The following is a 20,231-nucleotide window of genomic DNA, read 5'->3' on the forward strand; positions in this document are numbered from 1 at the left end:
CCCACCTGCCGGCGCCCTGAGCTCAGCGGGCCACGTCCAAGGACATCTTGAACCCCTCGTGCGACGCCGTGAACCCCAACCGTTCGTAGAACCGGTGGGCATCTGCGCGGCTCTTGTCGGTGGTGAGCTGGACGAGCGCGCAGCCCCTGCGGGCCGACTCGTCCACGGCCCAGCGGACCATCTGCTCACCGAGGCGCCGGCCGCGGTGGCTCGCCGCCACCCGCACCGCCTCCACCTGGCCGCGCGTCGCGCCGCCACGGGACAGCCCCGGGAGGAAGCTCAGCTGCATCGTGCCCACGACCCTGCCGCCGTCGTCGAGCACCACGAGGAGCTGCGCCGGGTCCGCGTCGATCGCCGCAAAGGCCCGCAGGTATGCCGTGAGGTCCCGCGGGTCGTCGCGGGTCGCCCCGAGCTGGTCGTCGGCGATCAGGCCGACGACCGCGCGCACGTCGTCCGCCGTGGCCCGGCGGAGCACCACGTCACCAGGATCCAGCACTGCCAGCGGCGGCCCAGCCGCGGCCACCGGCCCGCCCTCGTCGGGCACGGCGGCATACCCAGCTCCAAGGCCGTCCCCTCGCTCGTCCCCCTCGCTGCCCCCCACGCTGTCACCCTCAAACCGCGTCCTGCCGTCGAAGGCGAGTGCTGTGGCGAGCTTGCGCCGGGAGTTGGGGGCCAGCCCCTCAGGCAGGGCGTCGACGGGGAACCAACCGACCTCGGTCGACTCGTCGTCGTTGACGCGCGCCTCCCCGGAGACGTGTCGCGCGAGGAAGCAGAGGTCGAGGTACTGCGCGCGGTCGCCGTTGGGGTAGGTCAGCTCGGGCTGCGTCCAGACCCCGGCGAGCGCCTCGATCCGGGCGACGACGCCGGTCTCCTCCTCGATCTCACGCAGGAGCCCGTCGGCCGGCTGCTCACCGGGCTCGAGGATGCCGCTGACCAGACCCCAGCGACCGTTGTCGGCGCGCCGGCCGAGCAGCACGTGCCCGCGTTCGTCGCGCACGACGGCAGTGACCCCGGCCATCCACAGCAGGTCGTGACCCAGCCGTTCACGCAGGGCCAGGACGAAGTCGGGCGTCGGCATGCCCCGACCCTAACCACCTCGGATGCGGTCGCCGCAGCCCTGCTAGCGTCGGTTCCACAGGGACCGCAGCATCGAGACCAGCGTCCCTGGCCACCAGTCGCACCAGTCCCGCCATCACTCTCAAAGACGCGAAGGGCCCACCGTGAGCACTACCCCCGTCAAGGTCGCCGTCACCGGCGCCGCCGGCCAGATCGGCTACAGCCTCCTCTTCCGGATCGCGAGCGGTTCGCTCTTCGGCCCGGACACCCCCGTCGAGCTGCGGCTCCTCGAGATCACCCCGGCCCTCAAGGCGCTCGAGGGTGTCGTCATGGAGCTCGACGACTGCGCGTTCCCGACGCTGGCCAAGGTCGAGATCGGTGACAACGCCGAGAGGGTGTTCGACGGCGTCAACCACGCCCTCCTCGTCGGCGCGCGTCCGCGCGGCCCCGGTATGGAGCGTGGTGACCTGCTCGAGGCCAACGGCGGCATCTTCGCCCCCCAGGGCAAGGCGCTGAACTCCGTGGCCGCCGACGACATCCGCGTGACAGTGACCGGCAACCCGGCCAACACCAACGCCCTCATCGCGATGAGCAACGCCCCCGACATCCCGCAGGAGCGCTTCTCCGCGCTGACCCGCCTCGACCACAACCGCGCGATCAGCCAGCTCGCGGCCAAGACCGGCGCCGCGGTCACCGAGATCACGCACATGACGATCTGGGGCAACCACTCCGCCACCCAGTACCCCGACCTGTTCCACGCCGAGGTCGGTGGCCGCAACGCCGCCGAGCTGGTCAACGACGAGGCGTGGCTGGCAGACACCTACATCCCGACCGTGGCCAAGCGCGGCGCGGCGATCATCGACGCCCGCGGCGCCTCGTCAGCGGCCTCCGCGGCCTCGGCCACCGTCGACCACGCCCGCGACTGGGCGCTCGGCACGGCCGAGGGCGACTGGGTCTCGATGTCGGTGCGCTCGGACGGCTCCTACGGCGTGCCCGAGGGCCTCATCTCGTCGTTCCCCGTCACCACGAGCAACGGCGACTGGCAGATCGTCCAGGGCCTGGAGATCAACGACTTCTCCCGCGCCCGCATCGACGCCTCCGTCAAGGAGCTCGAGGAGGAGCGCGACGCCGTCCGCGGTCTGGGGCTGCTCGGCTGACCCAGCCGCACGGCATACCTCGAAGCGGCCGTCCCCCACCGGGGGGCGGCCGCTTTCGCGCGTGCGGGGTCAGCCGCGCGGCGTCAGGTCGAGGACGGAGGTGATGAACGCGAGGGCCACGCCGAGGACCGCCATGGTGGCCACGTCGACGCCTCGCGAGCGGACTGCGAGCCCACCGCTGCGGGCGGTCGGGAGCACCAGGCGTAGCAAGGCCGCCAGCCCCAGACCCGCCGCGATCGTGTAGCCGGCCGGGCGCACCTCGTCGAAGAGGAACAGGACGACTCCGGCCACGAGCACCGGGGCGGCGAACCACCACCAGCCCAGGCGCGGCGCGGTCACCGGGTCAGGCCGAGGTCTCGGCGAGCTGACGCTCGGCGGCCGCCACGATGTTGGACAGCAGCATCGCGCGGGTCATCGGGCCGACGCCGCCCGGGTTCGGGCTGACCCAGCCGGCCACCTCGGCGACGTCGTCGGCGACGTCACCGGCCACCTTGGACGTGCCGTCCTCGGCGACGATCCGGCTCACGCCGACGTCGAGCACGGCCGCACCTGGCTTGACCATGTCAGCCGTGATGAGGCCGGGCTGGCCCGCGGCGGCGATGACGATGTCGGCCTGCCGCACCTCGGCGGCGAGGTCGCGGGTCCCGGTGTGGCACAGCACCACGGTGGCGTTCTCGCTGCGCCGGGTGAGCATCAGCCCGAGCGGACGACCGACGGTGATGCCACGACCGACCAGCGCCACGCGGGCACCGGCGATCGGCACGTCGAAGCGGCGGAGCAGCTCGATGCAGCCGGCCGGGGTGCACGGCAGCGGTGCCGCCTTGCCGAGCACCAGCCAGCCGAGGTTCGTGGGGTGCAGGCCGTCGACGTCCTTGGTCGGGTCGACCCGCGAGAGCAGCGCGAACTCGTCGAGACCGGTCGGCTGCTGCACGAGGAACCCAGTGCACTCGGGGTCGGCGTTGAGCTCGTCGATGACGTCCTCGACCTCGGTCTGGGTCGCGGTCGACGGGAGGTCACGGCGGATGCTCGTGATGCCGATCTCCGCGCAGTCCTTGTGCTTCGCGTTGACGTACCACTGGCTTCCGGGGTCCTCCCCCACCAGCACCGTGCCGAGCCCTGGGACCACGCCGTGCTCGCGCAACACGTCCACCCGCCCGCGGAGCTCGTCCTTGATGGTCGCCAGGACCGCTTTGCCGTCGAGGATGCGTGCCGTCACGGTCGCCCATCCTGCCACGCCGCGGGGGCCGGTCCGCACGGGCGTGCGGTCACCCGTCCCCGGGCACTGCCGCCGCGAGCGCGGCGATCGCCTGGGTGAAGCACTCGGCAGGCGGCGTGACGAGCCCAGCCCCCACCTGGCCGGTGCCGGCGACCCGTCCGGCCATGCCGGTGTTGATCTGCGGCAGGATGCCGGTCCGCGCCACCGCGGAGACGTCGATGCCGGTCGGCGTCCCGCGGAACTCGAGGATGGGCACCTGGTATGCCGTGTGCTCGCCGACCGTGATCTCGTACATCGTGCGCGTGGCCCGCAGCGCCAGCGGGACGTCGCCGCCCACGAACTTCACGATGGCCGGCGCCGCCGCCATCGCGAAGCCACCGATGCCGGCCGTCTCGGTGATCGCCGAGTCGCCGATGTCAGGGTTGGCGTCGTCGGGTCCGTAGGAGCCGAGGAACAGTCCTTCAGGGGTGTTGGCCGGCCCGGTGAACCACTGGTCACCGGTGCCCGCGGTCCGGATCCCGAAGTCGGTGCCGTTGCGGGCCATCGTCGTGACGACCGTCGACCCGGGGATGCCCTCCGCTGCCAGCGTCGAGAGCTTGCACGCCGGCATCCCGAGGTTGAGGAAGAAGTGCTCGTTCGCGCCGGAGAAGCGCACCGCCTCGGCGATGTCGCTCGACGACCCGTCGGCGGTGATCAGGGTGGGCAGCAGCTCTCGCAGCAGCATCAGGGAGCCGGCGCGGTTGCGGTTGTGGCCCTCGTCGCCCATCTGGAGCATCTGGCTGATGATCGACTTGACGTCGATCGGGCCGGCAGCGCGAATCGCCTGCTGCAGCAACGGTCCGAGCACCGAGTTCATCCAGTGCAGCCGGTCGATGACCTCGGGGCCGTAGGCGCCGTAACGCAGCACCTTGCCGAGTCCCTCGTTGAGCGAGCACCACGACGTGTGGTCGTGCACCTCGTCACGGAGCTCGTAGACCCACATCGACGGGGAGACGACGCCGGCCATCGGGCCGACCGCGTCGCGGTGGTGGCACGGCTCGAGCTCGACGTCACCACGGGCGAGGGCAGTCTCGGCGGCCTCGGCGGTGTCGGCCATGCCCTCGAAGAGCATCGCGCCGATGAGGGCTCCGCGCAGCGGGCCCGAGGCGCGCTCCCACTCGATCGGTGGGCCCGCGTGCAGGAACGTCCCGCGCTCCAGCCCGAGCGCCTCGCTGGCCGGCCGCACGTCGACGAAGTCCGCGCCGGCCGCGGTCATCCGGTGCCACGCGAGCTCGTTCGCCTCGCCTCGGCGGGGGTCTGCGGCGACACGGGCGAGGTGGGGGGCGGTGCCCTCGAGCGGCGGCTGCCAGTCGGTCTCGGTGACCTCGACGGCCTGGTCACGCAGCGCATCGGCGAACATCGAGGCGCCCGCCGTGGCGACCACCGGGTCGGTCTGCAGGAGCCCGCGCAGGGGGGTGCTCATCGGGTCGCTCCGTCCTGGTCGGCGCCGAGGAGGGCGAGCGCCTGCCTCGTCGCCTCGGCGTTGGAGAGGTGGACGGCCGCGCCGGCCGCCGACAGCTGGGCGCCGCTCCGGTCGAGTCCCTGGGGGTCGCCCCGCGTGCCCGTGAGCGAGACGACCACCGGGAGCTCACGCCCGGCGGCCATGGCCACGGCCCGGGCGCCGCGGATCGCATCGGCCAGCTCGGGCGCGGGGTCGGGGTGTGCGCCGTGGCCGAGGACCAGGTCGAGCAGCAGCACACCGCAGCCCGGGTCGGCTCCCTCGGCGGCGATCCGCTCCAGCCGCAAGGTCGGGTCGATCATGGGGTGCGCCCGCCCGCGGGTCAGCTCGTCGTCGCCGAAGTCGATGACCAGGTGGGTGTCGGCCCGCAGTTCGGCGTCGAGGGCCAGGTCGGGCGACAACGGGATGTTGGACCGGATGCCGCCGAGCACCTCGCCGGCGACCAGCATCGCCTCGTCCGCCAGGGTGCCGCCGCAGAACAGGCCCCGCAGCCACCTCCCGTTGTTCGGAAGATCGCCCGGGTCCTGACCCTGCGGATCTTCCGAAGAAGCGACCTGGAGCGGCCCCCACGACGGCCAGGATGGGACCTCGCGGCCGAGCGAGCCGAGGAACGTCTCGACGGCGGCCGTGAGGTCGGGTCGCCCGGCGCCCAGCGTCGCCCAGTGGACCGGCTTGCCGAGCCCCGCGGCATACCCCTCCAGCTCGGCGAGCACCTCGGCGGCCGGCGGCTTGGAGACCACGAGGATCGACTCGGTCGCCTCGTCAGCCGCGAGCGCGGCGAGCGCCTGGCGGGTCGACCGGCCACCCACGGCTGACGACAGGTCGCGACCACCGACGCCGAGGCAGTGGCTGACCCCCACCCCTGCAGCGTCGAGCAGCGCCATCACCTGCTGCGCACCCGTGCCGGAGGCCGCCACGATCCCGACCGGGCCCCGCTCGACGACGTTGGCGAAGCCGAGCGCGACCCCGCCCACCACGGCCGTGCCGCAGTCGGGGCCCATGACGAGGACATCCCGCGCGGCGGCAGCGTCCTTGAGCCGGACCTCGTCCTCGACGGGGACGTTGTCGGAGAACACCATCACCGAGACTCCTTGGGAGATGGCGTCGAAGGCCTCCACGGTGGCGTGCTGGCCGGGCACCGAGACGAGCGCGAGGGTGGCGTCACCGGCGCGGACCGCACGACCGAGGGTGCGCGGCGGTGGAGCCTCCCCGAAGCCACCCGCGCCCGACCCGGCCGACCGCAGACCGGCGAGGGCAGCGTCCAGGGCGGCCAGCCCGGCGCCGACCCCCTCGGTGTCGTCGGCCCGGATGGCGACCACGAGCTCGTTGGGCCGGACGCCCTGCGGCACCGTGAACCCCATGGCGGCGATCACCTCGAGGTTGAGCTCGGTGGCCATCGCGACCTGCGCGGCCGAGACACCGCTCGCGCCGGCCACCTGCCGCGAGACCTGCATGAGGCTCACCGAGTCGTGGTAGGCGCCACTGCGCAGCTCGAGGTGGTCGGTCACGGCAGGCTCCTCGGGGTGGCGGACAGGGAGTTCGCGGTCGATGCGGTCCCCGCGAGGGCGGCTGGTGCGAGGGCGGCTGGTGCGAGAGCGGCTGGTGCGGGGGCGGCTGGTGCGAGGGCGTCGAGGCAGCCGGCCAGGCCGCCGAGGAGGTCGGCGCCCGAGGTGTGGCCGATCGCGAGCACCCTGCGCACGGCGTCGGTGACTGTGGCCCGCGCACTGGAGCCGGACGAGCTGGTGGAGCCAGCCGACGCGAGGCGCTGCAGCAGCTGCGTGACCGGCTCGGCGGCATACCCGTCGGCGGCCTCGCGCAGGAGCGACGCCGACAGGCTCGTCGTCGCGGTGAGGCGGGGTTCGACCGCCCGCCAGAGCTCGTCGACGAGCGAGGCCGAGCCGCGCGGGTGCAGTCGCAGCCCCAGCAGCACGCCGCACAGCACGTCGTCGCCGCTCGGGGTGAGTCCCGGCCCCGCCCCCACGAGCGCGCCCACCCGGTCGGCCAAGGGGTATGGCGTGTGCTCGCCGCCGAGGAGCAGCTCGGTGAGGGCGCGAGCAGGCGCACGCCACGGCAGGGGCAGCGTCGCGAGGTGCCCGACGACCACGGGCGTGGTGGCGCGGGAGACCAGCTGGGGGCGCCAGGTGCGCACCGCGTGGATCATGACGCCGGGCAGCCGCACGCCACCGTCACCGACCACCACCTCGTCGCCCGGCTGGGCTCCCCATCCCACGGTCGCGAGGGCGGTCGCGACGGCGAGCGCCGTGGGGAGCCGGAATCCGTCGCGCGTCACCACGGGCAGGACGTCGGCGTGCCCACCCACGTGCAGGTAGAGAGCCGTCGGGAAGGCCGCCACGACGGTGGCGCGGCGAGGTGCTCCGTGGACCAGCTGGGCGGACCGCTCGGAGACCGCGGCCGGCCAGGTCGCTGACGCGGTCATCGCCGACCTCCTCCCGCGTGCTCGTTGCCTTGCTCGTCCGGTCCCGATTCGCCGGAGTGACGCAGCGACGCTATCGAGTGCCATTACAGTCACCTCATGGTGAATGTTGCCAAGGATGGCGGCCTGGTTGACGCGGAGTTGCCATCGGCCGGTGCCCCTGCCCCCAGCCGCGACCTCGTGGGCGGCGTCAGCCTCGTGGGCCTCCTGACCCTGCCCTCGCTGGCCGGCACCGAGCTCGTGCGCGGGGCCGACCAGCTGCTCCGCGGCGTCCTTCGGGCATCCCTGCTCGGCGCGACCCCCACCCCCCGGCACCACCTCGTCTGCAGCGACGCCGAGACCGTCGAGGCCTGGGAGGCGGCCGGCCAGGACCCCATCGAACAGAGCGCCCTCGACGGCGCGGCGGCCCTGGCCATCGCCGGGGGCACCGTGGAGCAGGTCCGTCGGTGGCGGGCCCGCGCGACCGCGGTCGGGGTCCCGCTCGTGCTGGCTCCGCCCACGGTCCGGGCCGAACGCATCGTCACCGAGGTCCTCGGGGCGGTCCTCGACCAGCAGTCGGGCATCCTCCAGCGCGTCGAGGAGGCCCACCAGATCCTCGTCGGTGTCGTGCTGGCCGGGGGCGGTCTCGAGGACCTGTGCCAACGGCTGGCCGGGTTCCTCGGGGGTGCCGCGATGGTGACCAGCAGCGACGGCCGCGTGATCGCGCAGGCCGGGAGCGATGCCGATCTCGGTGCCGCCCTGGCGCTTGACTGCTTCGACCGCACCGGCCGGCTGATCACCGAGCACGAGCCGGTGGGCATCCGCCCGAGCCACGGCACCGAGGCGCGGCGGGCGATGGTGCGGATCGTGGCCGGCAACCTCAACCACGGCCTGCTGGCGGCGTTCGTGGGAGACCGGTCGCTCACCGCCGACGACGTCCACCTCCTCGAGCGCGCCGCCACCGTCGCGGCACTTGCCATCACCAAGGAGCAGGCCGTCTCGGCGGTGGAGAGCAAGTACCGCGCGGAGTTCCTGCGCGACGCCCTGGCCGGTCGGGCCGGCGCGCCTGCCGAGGCGGTCGCGCACGCGGCCTCGCTCGGGTGGGACATCGACCGCCGCCTCGTGGTCGTGGTGGCGGAGACCGACGAGGACGACGCGCACTCCTCCCGCTCGCCCGAGGAGGTGGGGGTCCTGCAGGAGCGCTTCGCCCGCGCGTGGAACCAGGCCCTGGCCGTCCGCGACCCGCGCGCGCCGGTGATGGGGTTCAGCCAGGAGGTGGTCGCCCTCTGCGGGGTGCCCCAAGGGGCCGACACGGAGTCGATCATGCGCACCGTCACCGAGATCGTGCGCGTGATCAGCGGCATCGGCGGCGGCGGTCGGCGCACCTTCTCGACCGGCGTCTCACGTCCCGTCGAGTCCGTGGCCGACCTGCCCCAGGCCTACGAGGAGGCCCTCTCGGCGGTCAGCGTCGGACGCCAGCTGCACGGCGACTCCGCCGTCACGCACTTCGACGGCCTCGGGGTGTTCCGGCTGCTCGCCCTGATCCCCGACAGCGCTGACCTGCGCCGGTTCGTGGACGAGGCGCTCGGGCCGCTGTCCACCGACGACTCCGCCGAGAACGCCGACCTGCGCCGGACCCTGTCGATCCTCATCGACACCAACATGAACGTCGCCGAGACCGCGCGCCAGCTGTTCTTCCACTACAACACGCTGCGCTACCGCATCGTGAAGCTGGAGAAGATGCTCGGCCCCTTCACGACCGACCCGCAGCTGCGGCTCAAGCTCGCCCTCGCGCTCAAGGTGCACCAGATGCGCGGCATCTGACCGCACAACCGCCGGTATGCCGCGGGGGCATCAGGGTGCCGCGCCCTCTGGCGGGAGGGACGCGGCACAGCCCATTGCACTCCTGCCCGGCGCGGAATGCGAGCGCGCCACTCCGCATACTCTGCCGAAAGGCGCGCGGCCCCCGATAGCAACAATTGCCCAATGCAGCGGGCGGTGGGGCCGCTAGTTTTCGCCTATCCCGGAAGGGACCGTGGGCCACGCCGGCTGGGTGGCCACGCCGTGGAGAAGGAGTCCGCATGTCACTGGGCCTGGGTTGGAAACTGCACGGAGACGGCAACCTCTCCGGACCGGACGACGTCGTCGCCCCGGATGAGCGCCTCGGGTGGGGCAAGACCGTCGGGCTGGGCGCGCAGCACGTCGTCGCGATGTTCGGGGCGACGTTCGTCTTCCCGCTGATCATGGGGCTCAACCCCCAGCTCGCGATCATGATGAGCGGCATCGCGACGATCGCGTTCCTGCTCATCGTGCAGGGCAAGGTGCCGAGCTACCTGGGCACCTCTGCCTCGTTCGTCGGCGGCGTCACCGCGATCCGCGCGCAGGGTGGCGACTCCAAGGAGGTCACCGGGGCGATCCTGGTCGCCGGCCTGGTGCTCGCGCTCGTCGGTCTGCTGATCCACGTGCTGGGCTCCGGCGTGCTGCACACGGTGCTGCCGCCGGTGGTCACCGGCGCGGTCGTCATGCTGATCGGCTTCAACCTCGCCCCGGTCGTGGCCAACATCTACTGGCCCCAGGACCAGTGGGTGGCGTTCGCGGTGATGGTCTTCACCATCGTCTGCGCCGTGGCCTTCAGGGGCTTCATCTCGCGCATCGCGATCTTCCTCGCGCTGATCTTCGGCACGGCCCTCTCGTGGGTCCTCGACAAGACCGCCGGTGAGATCACGTCCGTGCTGGGTGGCGCCACCGAGGCGACCAGCCACTTCCGCACGAACTTCGCGGGCGTCAAGGACGCGGCGCTGTTCGGCTTCCCGTCCCAGACCACGATCGCGGCCGACGGCAAGGAGGTCGTGGGCTGGCACACGCCGAGCTTCTCGATGGCGGCCATCCTGCTGGTGCTCCCCGCCGTGATCGCGTTGATCGCCGAGAACACCGGCCACGTCAAGGCGGTGGCCGAGATGACCGGCCACGACCTCGACCCGGTGATGGGTCGAGCCATCGCGGCCGACGGCGTGGGCACCGTCCTCGCCTCGGCGGTCGGCGGCTCCCCCACCACCACCTACGCCGAGAACATCGGCGTCATGGCGGCGACCCGCGTCTACTCGACGGCCGCGTACTACGTGGCGGCGGTCGTGGCGATCCTCTTCGGCTTCTCGCCCAAGTTCGGCGCGCTCGTGGCGTCGGTGCCGGGCGGCGTGCTCGGCGGGATCACGGTCGTCCTCTACGGCATGATCGGCCTGCTCGGCGCCAAGATCTGGAAGGAGAACGGCGTCGACTTCGGCAACCCGATCAACCTCGTGCCGATCGCGGCCGGCATCATCATGGGCGTCGGCGACGTGAAGCTGAAGATCACCGACAACTTCTCCCTCACCGGCATCGCCCTCGGCACCATCGTCGCCGTCGGCGGCTACCACCTCGCCAAGGCCCTCGCCCCGCGCGAGCTGCGCGAGCGTGCCGCCGCGGGCGGACCCGGCGGGACGGTGCTCACCGTCGGAGGCACGGACACCTACGGCGACAGTGACGGGATCGACGACCTCTACCAGGGTGACGACCGCCGCTGATCGGCGATCCGACCCAGGGTGCGGGCCCCCGATCGAGGTCGGGGGCCCGCACCATTCCCCCGGCGGGTCGGCCCCGGCTCTAGCCCCCATTGACTCCAGACGGCAGGATCAGTCCGTGAAGCCAGCCCCCTTCGTGCACCACGCACCACGCTCCGTCGCCGAGGCGGTCGAGGTGCTGGGGCAGGTCGGCCACGACGGCAAGGTGCTCGCGGGCGGTCAGAGCCTGATCCCGATCCTCAACATGCGACTCGCCTCGCCAGCCCACCTCGTCGACATCAACCAGGTCACCGGACTCGCCGACGTGGTCGTCACCGACACCGAGGTGCGGATCGGTGCGCTCGTGCGCCACGCGCAGCTCGAGCACCACGACGAGGCGTATGCCGCGTTGCCGCTGCTGCGCCAGGCTCTCGTCAACGTCGCCCACCCCGTCATCCGCAACCGCGGCACCACCGTCGGCTCGATCGCGCATGCCGACGCCGCCGGGGAGATGCCGGCCGTGCTGGCCCTGACCGACGGCGTCGTCGAGGCAGTGTCTGTCCGCGGCTCCCGCGAGATCGCGGTGGCCGACTTCTTCGAGGGCGCGCTCGAGACCTCCCTGGCCGCCGACGAGCTGGTGGTGGGTGTGCGGTTCCGTCGCTTCGCGGACGGCACGGGCACGGCGTTCATGGAGCGGGCCCGTCGGCACGGCGACTACGCCATGGCCGGGGTCGCGGCGGTCGTGCGCGTCGAGGACGGAGTCGTCGCCGACGCCCGGCTCTCGTTCGTGTCCGTCACGGATGTGCCCCGGACCCTCGACGTCACCCCCGTCTTCGCCGGCCAGGAGCCCGGCGCCGTCGACTGGTCCGCGGCTGCCGACCTCGTCGACGGCGCGATCGAGCCAGACGGCGACATCCACGCGACCGCGGCATACCGCGCCATGCTGGCGGCCGAGCTGGCCCGGCTCAGCCTGGCGTCCGCTGCGGCCCGCTCCGTCGCGTCGCTATCCCATGCAAAAGGCGAGTTAGCGCCGCACGACGCGGCGCTAACTCGCCTTTTGCATGGGTCTGCTCCGGGAGGTGTCGCATGACCGAGCGCATCGCCGATTCCCTGACCGATGGCGGAGCCGAGGAGCTCCTCGACCTCACCGTCGTGGTCAACGGCGTGCCGCGGCACGCCAAGGCCCCGGCGCGTCGGCTGCTGTCCGACTTCCTGCGCCACGACCTGCGGCTGACCGGCACCCACGTGGGCTGCGAGCACGGGGTGTGCGGTGCCTGCACCGTGCTCGTCGACGGACAGCCGATGCGGTCGTGCCTGATGTTCGCCGTGACGGCCCAGGCACACGAGGTCACCACGGTCGAGGGCCTCGGGGCGATCGACTCGATGGGACCGGTCCAGCAGGCCTTCATCGAGTGTCACGGCCTCCAGTGCGGGTTCTGCACCCCGGGCTTCCTCACGACCATCACGGCCTACCTCGAGGACCACCCGCACCCCACCGCCGACGAGGCCCGCGAGGCGATCTCGGGCAACCTCTGCCGCTGCACCGGCTACCAGAACATCGTGAAGTCGGTCCTCCGGGCCGCCGAGCTCCGCGCCGAGCGCGCAGGCGACGGGTATGCCGCGGCGCCGGCCACGCGGCATACCGTCGCCGACGGGGGCGGGTATGCCGCGGCGCCGGCCACGCGGCATACCGTCGCCGACGGGGGCGAGGCGCCGTGACCAGCCAGATGTTCGGGGCACCGATCACCCGTCGCGAGGACCCACGTCTGGTGACCGGCGGCGGGCGCTACCTCGACGACCTCGGCCACAGCGCCCTCGCGGCGGCGTTCGTGCGCAGCCCGCACGCCCACGCGCGCATCGTCGACATCGACGTCACCGACGCGCTCGACGTCGACGGGCTGGTCGGCATCTGGACCCACGAGGACCTTCCCGGTCGGGTGGGCGAGCCACTGCCACTGCTGATCCCCCACCCGACCCTCACCCACGGCCGCACGCAGTTCGCGCTCGCCCGCGACGAGGTCAACTACGTGGGCGAGGCCATCGTCATGGTCGTCGCGCGCGACCGCTACGTCGCCGAGGACATCTGCCAGCGGATCCGGGTCGACTACGAGCTGCTCACCCCGGTCGTGGGCATCGCGAACGCCCGGGACGGCGCGGCCCTGGTCCACGACGACGTGCCGGGCAACGTCGCCTGCCGGATGCTCCAGGAGGTCGGTGACGTCGACGCCGCCATTGCCGCAGCACCGCACACCCTCGAGCTCGACCTCGACATCGAGCGCAGCGCCTGCATGCCGATGGAGGGCAAGGGGGTGCTGGCGCGGTGGGACTCCGACAAGGGCGAGCTGCGCATCTTCTCCTCGACCCAGACCTCGACCGGTGTCCGCGCGGCCGTCGCAGCCAAGCTCGACCTGCCGCTGGCGAAGGTCGAGTGCATCGCGCCCGACGTGGGTGGTGGCTTCGGCGTGAAGATCAACCACCCCTGGCCGGAGGAGGTCCTGATCCCTTGGGCCGCAAGGCTTCTCGACCGAGAGGTGAAGTGGACCGAGGACCGGCGCGAGCACTTCATCTCCAGCGCCCACGAGCGCGGCCAGCTCCAGCAGATCCGGGTCGGCTTCGACGACGACGGGCGGGTGCTCGGGCTCGACGTGAAGTTCTGGCACGACAACGGCGCCTACACGCCCTACGGCATCATCGTCCCGATCATCACGTCGACCCAGCTGCTCGGGCCCTACAAGCCCGGCGCCTACCGCTGCGAGTTCTGGTCGCTCTACACCAACACCGTTCTCGTGACGCCCTACCGCGGTGCCGGACGGCCGCAGGGGTGCTTCGCCATGGAGCGCACCATGGACGCCATCGCCGACCGGCTCGGCCTCGACCGGGCCGAGGTCCGCTCGCGGAACTTCATCCTCCCGAGCGAGATGCCCTACGACCACGGGCTGCTCTTCCAGGACGGCCGCCCGCTGAAGTATGACTCCGGTGACTTCCCGGCCAGCCTCGCCAAGCTCAAGGCGCTGGTCGGCTGGGACGACTTCGCGGCCTACCGCGAGCAGGCCGAGGCGGACGGCCGCAGGGTCGGCCTCGGCATCGGGTGCTACGTCGAGGGCACCGGCGTCGGACCCTACGAGGGCGGCCACATCCAGATCGAGACCAGCGGCCGGGTCAACGTGTCGACCGGTCTCACCTCGCAGGGGCAGGGCCACGAGACGTCGTTCGCGCAGATCGTGGCGCAGGAGCTCGGGGTGCCGATCGACGACGTCTTCGTCACGACGGGCGACACCCGCCGCATGCCTTACGCCGTGGGCACGTTCGCCTCGCGCGCGGCGGTAATGAGCGGCAACGCGATCGCCCTCGCCGCCCGCAACGTGCGGGCCAAGGCCCTCCGGATCGCGGCCGACGCGCTCGAGGTGTCGGCCGAGGACCTCGAGATCGTCGACGGTGACATCCGGGTGAAGGGCGCCCCCGACACCCACATGTCGCTCGGCACCGTGTCGGTGATGTCCAACCCGCTGCGCTACGCGTTCGACGAGGCAGCCAAGGCGGCCACGCAGTTCGCCGGCACCGCCGACCACTCCAAGCCGCCGGTCGCCGACGACGACGAGCCCGGGCTGGAGGGCAAGGACTTCTACTCCCCCACCCAGGCCACCTTCGCCAACGGCATGCACGCGGCGATCGTCGAGACCGACCCGGTCACCGCGGAGGTGAAGATCCTGCGCTACTGCGTCATCCACGACTGCGGCACGATGATCAACCCGATGATCGTCGAGGGCCAGGTGCACGGAGGCGTGGCCCAGGGCGTGGGCGGTGCGCTCTACGAGCGGATGGCGTACGACGACTCGGGCCAGCTGCTCAACGCCAGCTTCATGGACTTCCTGATGCCCTACGCCTCGGAGATCCCGCACATCGAGACCGACCACCTCGAGACGCCGTCGCCGCTGAACCCGTTGGGGATCAAGGGCGCCGGCGAGGCAGGGTGCATCCCGGTCACCGCGGTCATCGCGTCGGCGATCTCCGACGCCGAGGGGTTCGCGATCACCTCGATGCCGATCTCGCCGGTCGAGCTGTGGGAGCTGCGCCAGCGCCACGCCCGTGGCGAGATCCCCTCGCTGGCGAGCTCGCGGCATACCCCTGCACCTGCCCCGACCACGTCGTCCGACCCCGCGCCTGCACCGCCCGCCCAGGAGGCACCATGAAGATCTCCGGCACCGCCGCCCTCAAGGCGACACCGCAGCAGGTGTGGGACGCCTTCCACGACCCCGAGGTGCTCGCCCGCTGCCTGCCCGGCTGTGAGTCGCTCACCGAGGTCGGGCCCGACGAGTACGCCATGACCGTGACCGCCGGGGTCGCCGCGATCAAGGGCACCTACGACGGCAAGGTCGCCCTGCTCGACCCACAGCACCCCGAGCGGTTCACGATGAAGGCGCAGGGAGCGGGCGGACCCGGCACCGTCGACGCCGACGTCGTCGTCCACCTGGCCCCGTCCGCGGCCGGGGGCACCGACCTGTCCTACGACGCGGACGCGGCGGTCGGGGGCATGATCGGCGGCGTCGGCCAGCGGATGCTCTCGGGCGTGACCCGGAAGATGGCCGGCCAGTTCTTCGAGGCCGTCGACGACGACATCGCCGGCGTGCGCAAGGAGAAGAAGACCAAGGCGGTCAGCCCCGGGGTCCATGTCGAGGAGGTGCCCGGCGGCGCGCGGCCCATCCAGGGGGTCGGCACGTCCACGGCCGCCTTCGGTGGCAAGCCGTACGCCTGGGGAGTGGCCACCGGGGGCTTGGTCGCCTTGGCCGGGGTTATCGTGGGATGGGCGATCGGAGGACGATGATGCGCGCATTCACCGCGGCTGCCATCCAGCTCGCACCGATGCCGGGACCCTTGTCGCCGGAGTCGGTGCGCAAGAACCTCGACAAGTGCGTCGACTTCACCCGGCGCTGCGTCGATGCGACCGGTGCCGAGCTGGTCGTGCTGCCCGAGTCGGCCACGACGGGGTTCACCCCCGACTGTCCGGTCGAGGAGCTGTGGGACCTCGTGTCCGAGATCCCCGGACCCGTCACCGAGCCGGTGCAACAGGTCGCGAAAGACCTTGGTGTGTATGCCGTGCTGGGCACCTACGAGCGTGGCCCAGAGCGGGGCGTCATCTACAACTCGTCGGTGCTGATCGGGCGCGACGGCGAGGTGCTCGGCGTCTACCGCAAGACCCACCCGTTCTGCACCGAGCACGTCGACGGCGGCGGCTGGGTGACCCCCGGCAGCACGGTCACGGTCTGCGACACCGACCTCGGTCGGATCGGCATGATCATCTGCTTCGACGGTGACTACCCCGAGCTCTCCCGCATCCAGGCGGTGCAGGGGGCCGAGGTGATCTGCCGCCCGAGCGCGCTGCTGCGGTCGGCCGACATCTGGGAGCTGACCTCGCGGGCGCGCGCCTACGACAACCACGTCTTCATCGTCGGGGCCAACGCCACGGGCACCGACCCTGCTGGGGTGCTCTACTTCGGCAACTCCCACATCGTCACGCCCAACGCGCACATCGCGGCGAAGGCCTCCTCTCACGAGGGGTGGGTCTCGGCCGTGCTCGACCCGGCCACTGCCCTGTCCTCGCTCACCCCCGGCTCCAACATCGGGCAGGGGTTCGACCACCTGCGCGACCGCAACCTCGACCTGATCCGCGGCCACCGCGACGAGCTCGAGCGCCCGGCGGAGACGTCCTTTCCCCACTGACGCGCGGGCGATCGGTGGCGTGGGCGGCCCGGTTCGACGTCCCCGCCCGCCCCTGGCGCACCTCCGTGGCGCTGCTGGCACGAATGCCCTCCGCCGACCAGACTGGCCCGATGCCCCTGCCGACCAGCACGCCCTCCGCCCAGGGTGTCGATGCCCTCGGCATCCTCGCCCTCGTCGACGCCCTCGAGTCGGGCGGCCACGACCCGCACAGCCTTCTGGTCGCCCGGCACGGCCACGTGATCGCCCGCGGGTGGTGGGCCCCCTACGCCCCTGAGCGCGTCCAGCTCGTCTACTCGCTGAGCAAGTCGTTCACCGCCACGGCGGTCGGGCTCATGGTCGACGAGGGTCGGCTCTCCCTCGACCAGCCGGTCCTCGACCTCCTGCCTCCTGGCGACCTGCCGGACGGGGTGGAGGTCCCGGACCGCTACCGACGGCTCACCCTCGGTCACTGCCTGACGATGGCGACCGGTCACGACGCGGAGGGGTGGGGTCCCGAGGTCCTCCGCGCGGCCCACGAGGCCACTGGCGACGACGACCACGTCGACCCGGTGTTGGCCGCGATCCTGGCCACGCCACAGGAGCACGAGCCCGGCACCGCGTGGGCCTACAACCAGATCGCGACCTACCTCGCCGCAGGTGCGGTCCGCGGGGCGACCGGCTCGTCGGTGCTCGCCCTCCTGCGCGAGCGGGTCCTCCCCCTGGTGGACCCCTCCGGTGGGGCGGACGTGGTGTGGCACCGCACTGCCACGGGCCGCGAGCTCGGCTTCTCCGGCATCCACATCGGCACCGACGCGATCCTCGGTCTCGCCCAGCTCCACCTCGACCGCGGCCGGTGGGCCGGGTCGGCGCTGCTGTCGCCCGAGTGGGTCGACACCGCGACGACGTCGACGGGGCTGCCCAACCGGGAGGCCGACCCCAACCCCGACTGGCGCGAGGGCTATGGCTGCTCGTTCTGGATGGCCCGGCACGGCTACCGCGGCGACGGCGCCTACGGGCAGTACGCCATCGTGCTGCCCGAGCAGGACATCGCCATCGCGATCACCAGCGAGACGATCGACATGCAGGCCGTCCTCGACCTGGTCTGGGACCACCTGCTGCCAGCGGTCGGGGGCGTGGACGAGGTCGGCGACGAGCTCGCCGACGCCGCCCTCGAGGAGCGGCTCGACATGCTGGCCGTGCCGACCCCGACCTCGTCCGGCCCCGGACCCGAGGCCGCGCGGTGGGTGCGTGCCGACGACAGCACCCTGCCCGAGGCGTATGCCGCGCTGAGCCTCGCGCCCGGCGGCGCGGCATACGAGGTGGTCCTGGACTGCCACGACACCCAGGTGCGCCTGGCCGTGGGCGACGGGGAGTGGGTGTTCTCGACCTTCGCCGTGGGCGGCGTCGAGCTGCCGGTGATGGCCGCTGGCGGCTGGGATGCGGAGGGCTGCTTCAGCGCGGACGTGCGCCTGATCGAGACGCCACACACCCTGCGCCTGCGGACGCGGACCGACGGGACCGTGCACCTCGGCTGGCGTGAGGTGCCGCTGTACGGCGCGGACCCACTGGACCTGGCCGTGCGCGGGTCAGCCCTGCCTCGTCAGGACTGACATCCGGAGGCAAGCCATCTCGAGCGCACCCAGCCACGGCCAAACACGTGCACATTTCCTTGACACTGTCGTTCATATCCCTATAGAACTGACCATGAACATGGGGACCTGAACACAGAGGGGGAACAATGCGGACATCAATCCGTCGGGCCGCGATCGCCACGCTGGTCTCGATCGGCCTGGCCGTCGCGACGACGGCGAACGCAAGCGCCGACACCAAGACCTCGACCTCGTCGACCGGGTCGATCATCGAGTGGAAGCTCGGTGGGACCTACTACTACCAGCAGCATGACAACGACGACTTCGGGCTGGATGTCATCTCCGGCATCGGCATCGACGCGCGGTGGGCCAGCTGCAGCATCAGCGGCGGCACCGGCGCCACCAAGTACGACATCACCGTTGCGGAGGGGCGGCGCGTGCTGGGCACCAACTTCCTCGAAGGCAGTTGCGTGCGCGTCCAGTACCGCGGCTACTCGACCACCGGGACCTTCTCGTCCACGCAGTACTGGAACTACAACTTTGCGTGACCACGGCAGGACCGGGCGCGGCACGGGCGTGGCCCTGCGTGCGGCGACAGCACTGTTGGCACTCGCGTCCCTGGGCGCGTGCAGCAGCACGGATGAGCCCGCCCTGACGATCGAGCAGAAGCAGAGCGCCGACGCCACGGCTCCGCAGTCTGCCTCCGCCGACAAGCGTGAGCAGTTCGTTCCGTTGCTGCGCAAGTACCACGACCAGGTGGTGTGGCCGCCAGGCCGGGACGTCACCCCGGAAGAGATGTGGGAGGCGATCGCGCCCAATGCCGGCCAGCTCGTCCTCGATGACACCGTCGCCCAAGGTGACGTCGGGTTCGACAACCTCTGCGCGTGGGCGTTGACCGCCATCGACACGGTCAAGGCGTCCAAGGACACGGCCGAGGTCCGCAAGGGCCTCCTGCAGTCGCAGAAGCTCATGCCAGGCGGGGAAGCGTTCTCCCAGGCGATGGCCGACGAGCTGGTCCTGGGCAACATTGACAAGACCCAGAAGTTCGTCACGGCCAACAAGTGCGACGACGACTCCAGCTAGCGTCGGGATCACGCGGACCGATGCCACCGTCGCGACTGCGGCTGGTGGTCGCACGCCTCACCCTGTGCCTGGCGGTCGCTGGGTCCGCTGCGTGCTCGGCGTCAGACCGCTCGTCGGTGGAGGAGACGGCTGTGGCGCGGGCCTCGACGAGCCCGCCCGAGACGGTCGGCGTCGAGAAGGCCGACCTCTACCGGGCCCGTGAGGTCCCGGGCGTGGTCGAGCGCCGTCCGGAATGGACGGTGCGCTCGTCCTGGACGGGCACCTTCACGCAGGCACGCGGCATACGCAAGGGCAGTGTGGTGAGCAAGGGAGCGCGGGTGGGTGCCATCCGCACCTGCGCGCCGCCCTCACCGACCACGCCCGAGGTGAGCAGCGACTCGACCGCCGGCGCGCAGTCCGGGGCCACGACGGGCATCGACCCCGCAGCCCCGACCCCCGCGTGTCTCGTCGAGTGGCACGTCGTGCGGGCCTCGGTCGCTGGCACCATCACGGCCTTGACCGGCGCAGAGGTCGCCGACGGAGCCGAGATCCTCCGGATCCGGCCGCCCGGCTATGTCATCCTGGCCACGGTCACCGACCCGGCCGCGCTGTACGACCTGATGCGACCACCGCGGACCGCCAAGACCCGGGTCCTGGGCGGGCCGGCCGGGTTCACCGTGCGGTTCGAACGCCGCACCTACCACGCCGCCGACGGGTCAGTGGTCCTCGTCCTCGCCGTGCCCGATGACATCACCGTGGTGGAAGGGCTGAGCACCTCCACGGCCTTCGTCGTGAGTCGGCGCACGGACGTCCCCACCCTGCCGATGACGGCGGTCCAGGGCACGACGGGCGCGGGCCAGGTGATCGTGGTCGACGGCGGTCGCACCGAGGTGACGCGAGTCGAGCTCGGCCAGCACGACGGGAGTCGGGTCGAGGTGACGGGCTTGCCGGCCGCGGCCCGAGTGCTGCGCTTCCCCCTGGCCTCCGACTTCCTCACGACGCCATGA

Annotated in this window: 18 protein-coding genes; 12 read left to right on the forward strand and 6 right to left on the reverse strand. The window is 72.0% G+C overall.

What is annotated here, in order from left to right:
- Positions 1 to 22: 22 nt before the first annotated feature.
- Positions 23 to 1,078, reverse strand: coding sequence for a GNAT family N-acetyltransferase (locus AC1DWJ_RS16050; RefSeq protein WP_477621320.1), 1,056 nt, complete (start codon positions 1,076 to 1,078; stop codon positions 23 to 25).
- 142 nt (positions 1,079 to 1,220) lie between these two features.
- Between AC1DWJ_RS16050 and AC1DWJ_RS16055 the strand changes: the two genes are divergently transcribed.
- Positions 1,221 to 2,213: a malate dehydrogenase gene (locus AC1DWJ_RS16055; protein ID WP_477621321.1), complete on the forward strand. Its 993-nt coding sequence runs from the start codon at positions 1,221 to 1,223 to the stop codon at positions 2,211 to 2,213.
- 69 nt (positions 2,214 to 2,282) lie between these two features.
- On the opposite strand, the gene AC1DWJ_RS16060 is transcribed toward AC1DWJ_RS16055, so the two are convergent.
- From AC1DWJ_RS16060 to AC1DWJ_RS16080, 5 genes are read right to left on the reverse strand one after another with little or no spacing between them, the layout of a single operon-like run.
- The gene (locus AC1DWJ_RS16060; protein WP_457252631.1) at positions 2,283 to 2,552 is read right to left on the reverse strand and encodes a DUF3017 domain-containing protein; all 270 of its coding nucleotides are present in this window, start codon (positions 2,550 to 2,552) and stop codon (positions 2,283 to 2,285) included.
- Between the two features lie 4 nt (positions 2,553 to 2,556).
- Entirely contained in the window at positions 2,557 to 3,429 is an 873-nt protein-coding gene (locus AC1DWJ_RS16065) for a bifunctional methylenetetrahydrofolate dehydrogenase/methenyltetrahydrofolate cyclohydrolase (RefSeq protein ID WP_457252632.1), read from the reverse strand.
- Positions 3,430 to 3,478: 49 nt separating this feature from the next.
- Positions 3,479 to 4,891, reverse strand: a complete 1,413-nt coding sequence (locus AC1DWJ_RS16070; protein ID WP_477621322.1) for a YlbE family protein — start codon at positions 4,889 to 4,891, stop codon at positions 3,479 to 3,481.
- A complete protein-coding gene (locus AC1DWJ_RS16075; RefSeq protein WP_457252634.1) occupies positions 4,888 to 6,435 on the reverse strand; it encodes an FdrA family protein in 1,548 nt (515 codons plus the stop codon). Before AC1DWJ_RS16075 ends, AC1DWJ_RS16070 begins: the two co-directional genes overlap by 4 nt.
- On the reverse strand, positions 6,432 to 7,364 hold the full coding sequence (locus AC1DWJ_RS16080; RefSeq protein WP_477621323.1) for an oxamate carbamoyltransferase subunit AllH family protein: 933 nt from the start codon (positions 7,362 to 7,364) through the stop codon (positions 6,432 to 6,434). Before AC1DWJ_RS16080 ends, AC1DWJ_RS16075 begins: the two co-directional genes overlap by 4 nt.
- Before the next feature lie 96 nt (positions 7,365 to 7,460).
- Here AC1DWJ_RS16080 and AC1DWJ_RS16085 point away from each other — a divergent pair, with 96 nt between their 5' ends.
- The 11 genes from AC1DWJ_RS16085 to AC1DWJ_RS16135 all read left to right on the forward strand — a co-directional run bounded on the left by AC1DWJ_RS16085 (position 7,461) and on the right by AC1DWJ_RS16135 (position 20,231).
- Entirely contained in the window at positions 7,461 to 9,164 is a 1,704-nt protein-coding gene (locus tag AC1DWJ_RS16085) for a PucR family transcriptional regulator (protein WP_477621324.1), read from the forward strand.
- A 257-nt stretch (positions 9,165 to 9,421) separates the two neighbouring features.
- A complete protein-coding gene (locus AC1DWJ_RS16090) occupies positions 9,422 to 10,900 on the forward strand; it encodes a uracil-xanthine permease family protein (RefSeq protein ID WP_457252637.1) in 1,479 nt (492 codons plus the stop codon).
- A gap of 115 nt (positions 10,901 to 11,015) precedes the next feature.
- Entirely contained in the window at positions 11,016 to 11,966 is a 951-nt protein-coding gene (locus AC1DWJ_RS16095) for an FAD binding domain-containing protein (protein WP_477621325.1), read from the forward strand.
- Positions 11,963 to 12,595, forward strand: coding sequence for a (2Fe-2S)-binding protein (locus AC1DWJ_RS16100; protein ID WP_477621326.1), 633 nt, complete (start codon positions 11,963 to 11,965; stop codon positions 12,593 to 12,595). Before AC1DWJ_RS16095 ends, AC1DWJ_RS16100 begins: the two co-directional genes overlap by 4 nt.
- Positions 12,592 to 15,066: an aerobic carbon-monoxide dehydrogenase large subunit gene (gene cutA, locus AC1DWJ_RS16105; RefSeq protein WP_457252640.1), complete on the forward strand. Its 2,475-nt coding sequence runs from the start codon at positions 12,592 to 12,594 to the stop codon at positions 15,064 to 15,066. The genes AC1DWJ_RS16100 and cutA overlap by 4 nt, the downstream gene beginning before the upstream one ends.
- A complete protein-coding gene (locus AC1DWJ_RS16110; protein ID WP_457252641.1) occupies positions 15,063 to 15,698 on the forward strand; it encodes an SRPBCC family protein in 636 nt (211 codons plus the stop codon). Before cutA ends, AC1DWJ_RS16110 begins: the two co-directional genes overlap by 4 nt.
- On the forward strand, positions 15,698 to 16,594 hold the full coding sequence (locus AC1DWJ_RS16115; RefSeq protein ID WP_477621327.1) for a carbon-nitrogen hydrolase family protein: 897 nt from the start codon (positions 15,698 to 15,700) through the stop codon (positions 16,592 to 16,594). The genes AC1DWJ_RS16110 and AC1DWJ_RS16115 overlap by 1 nt, the downstream gene beginning before the upstream one ends.
- Positions 16,595 to 16,704: 110 nt before the next feature.
- Positions 16,705 to 18,183 carry a serine hydrolase domain-containing protein gene (locus AC1DWJ_RS16120; RefSeq protein WP_477621328.1) on the forward strand — a complete coding sequence of 493 codons (1,479 nt, stop codon included), beginning with the start codon at positions 16,705 to 16,707 and terminating at the stop codon, positions 18,181 to 18,183.
- Between the two features lie 128 nt (positions 18,184 to 18,311).
- Positions 18,312 to 18,710, forward strand: a complete 399-nt coding sequence (locus AC1DWJ_RS16125; RefSeq protein WP_477621329.1) for a hypothetical protein — start codon at positions 18,312 to 18,314, stop codon at positions 18,708 to 18,710.
- A gap of 55 nt (positions 18,711 to 18,765) precedes the next feature.
- Positions 18,766 to 19,245 carry a hypothetical protein gene (locus tag AC1DWJ_RS16130; protein ID WP_457252645.1) on the forward strand — a complete coding sequence of 160 codons (480 nt, stop codon included), beginning with the start codon at positions 18,766 to 18,768 and terminating at the stop codon, positions 19,243 to 19,245.
- A 131-nt stretch (positions 19,246 to 19,376) separates the two neighbouring features.
- Entirely contained in the window at positions 19,377 to 20,231 is an 855-nt protein-coding gene (locus AC1DWJ_RS16135) for an efflux RND transporter periplasmic adaptor subunit (RefSeq protein WP_477621330.1), read from the forward strand.

The organism is Pedococcus sp. P2_D7 (genome assembly GCF_056404295.1).

Coding starts and splice junctions, on each gene's coding strand:
- AC1DWJ_RS16050 (WP_477621320.1), bottom strand. CDS start 1,078: ATGCCGACGCCCGACTTCGTCCTGGCCCTGCGTGAACGGCTGGGTCAC.
- AC1DWJ_RS16090 (WP_457252637.1), top strand. CDS start 9,422: ATGTCACTGGGCCTGGGTTGGAAACTGCACGGAGACGGCAACCTCTCC.
- AC1DWJ_RS16080 (WP_477621323.1), bottom strand. CDS start 7,364: ATGACCGCGTCAGCGACCTGGCCGGCCGCGGTCTCCGAGCGGTCCGCC.
- AC1DWJ_RS16100 (WP_477621326.1), top strand. CDS start 11,963: ATGACCGAGCGCATCGCCGATTCCCTGACCGATGGCGGAGCCGAGGAG.
- AC1DWJ_RS16070 (WP_477621322.1), bottom strand. CDS start 4,891: ATGAGCACCCCCCTGCGCGGGCTCCTGCAGACCGACCCGGTGGTCGCC.
- AC1DWJ_RS16115 (WP_477621327.1), top strand. CDS start 15,698: ATGCGCGCATTCACCGCGGCTGCCATCCAGCTCGCACCGATGCCGGGA.
- AC1DWJ_RS16125 (WP_477621329.1), top strand. CDS start 18,312: ATGCGGACATCAATCCGTCGGGCCGCGATCGCCACGCTGGTCTCGATC.
- AC1DWJ_RS16120 (WP_477621328.1), top strand. CDS start 16,705: ATGCCCCTGCCGACCAGCACGCCCTCCGCCCAGGGTGTCGATGCCCTC.
- AC1DWJ_RS16085 (WP_477621324.1), top strand. CDS start 7,461: ATGGTGAATGTTGCCAAGGATGGCGGCCTGGTTGACGCGGAGTTGCCA.
- AC1DWJ_RS16110 (WP_457252641.1), top strand. CDS start 15,063: ATGAAGATCTCCGGCACCGCCGCCCTCAAGGCGACACCGCAGCAGGTG.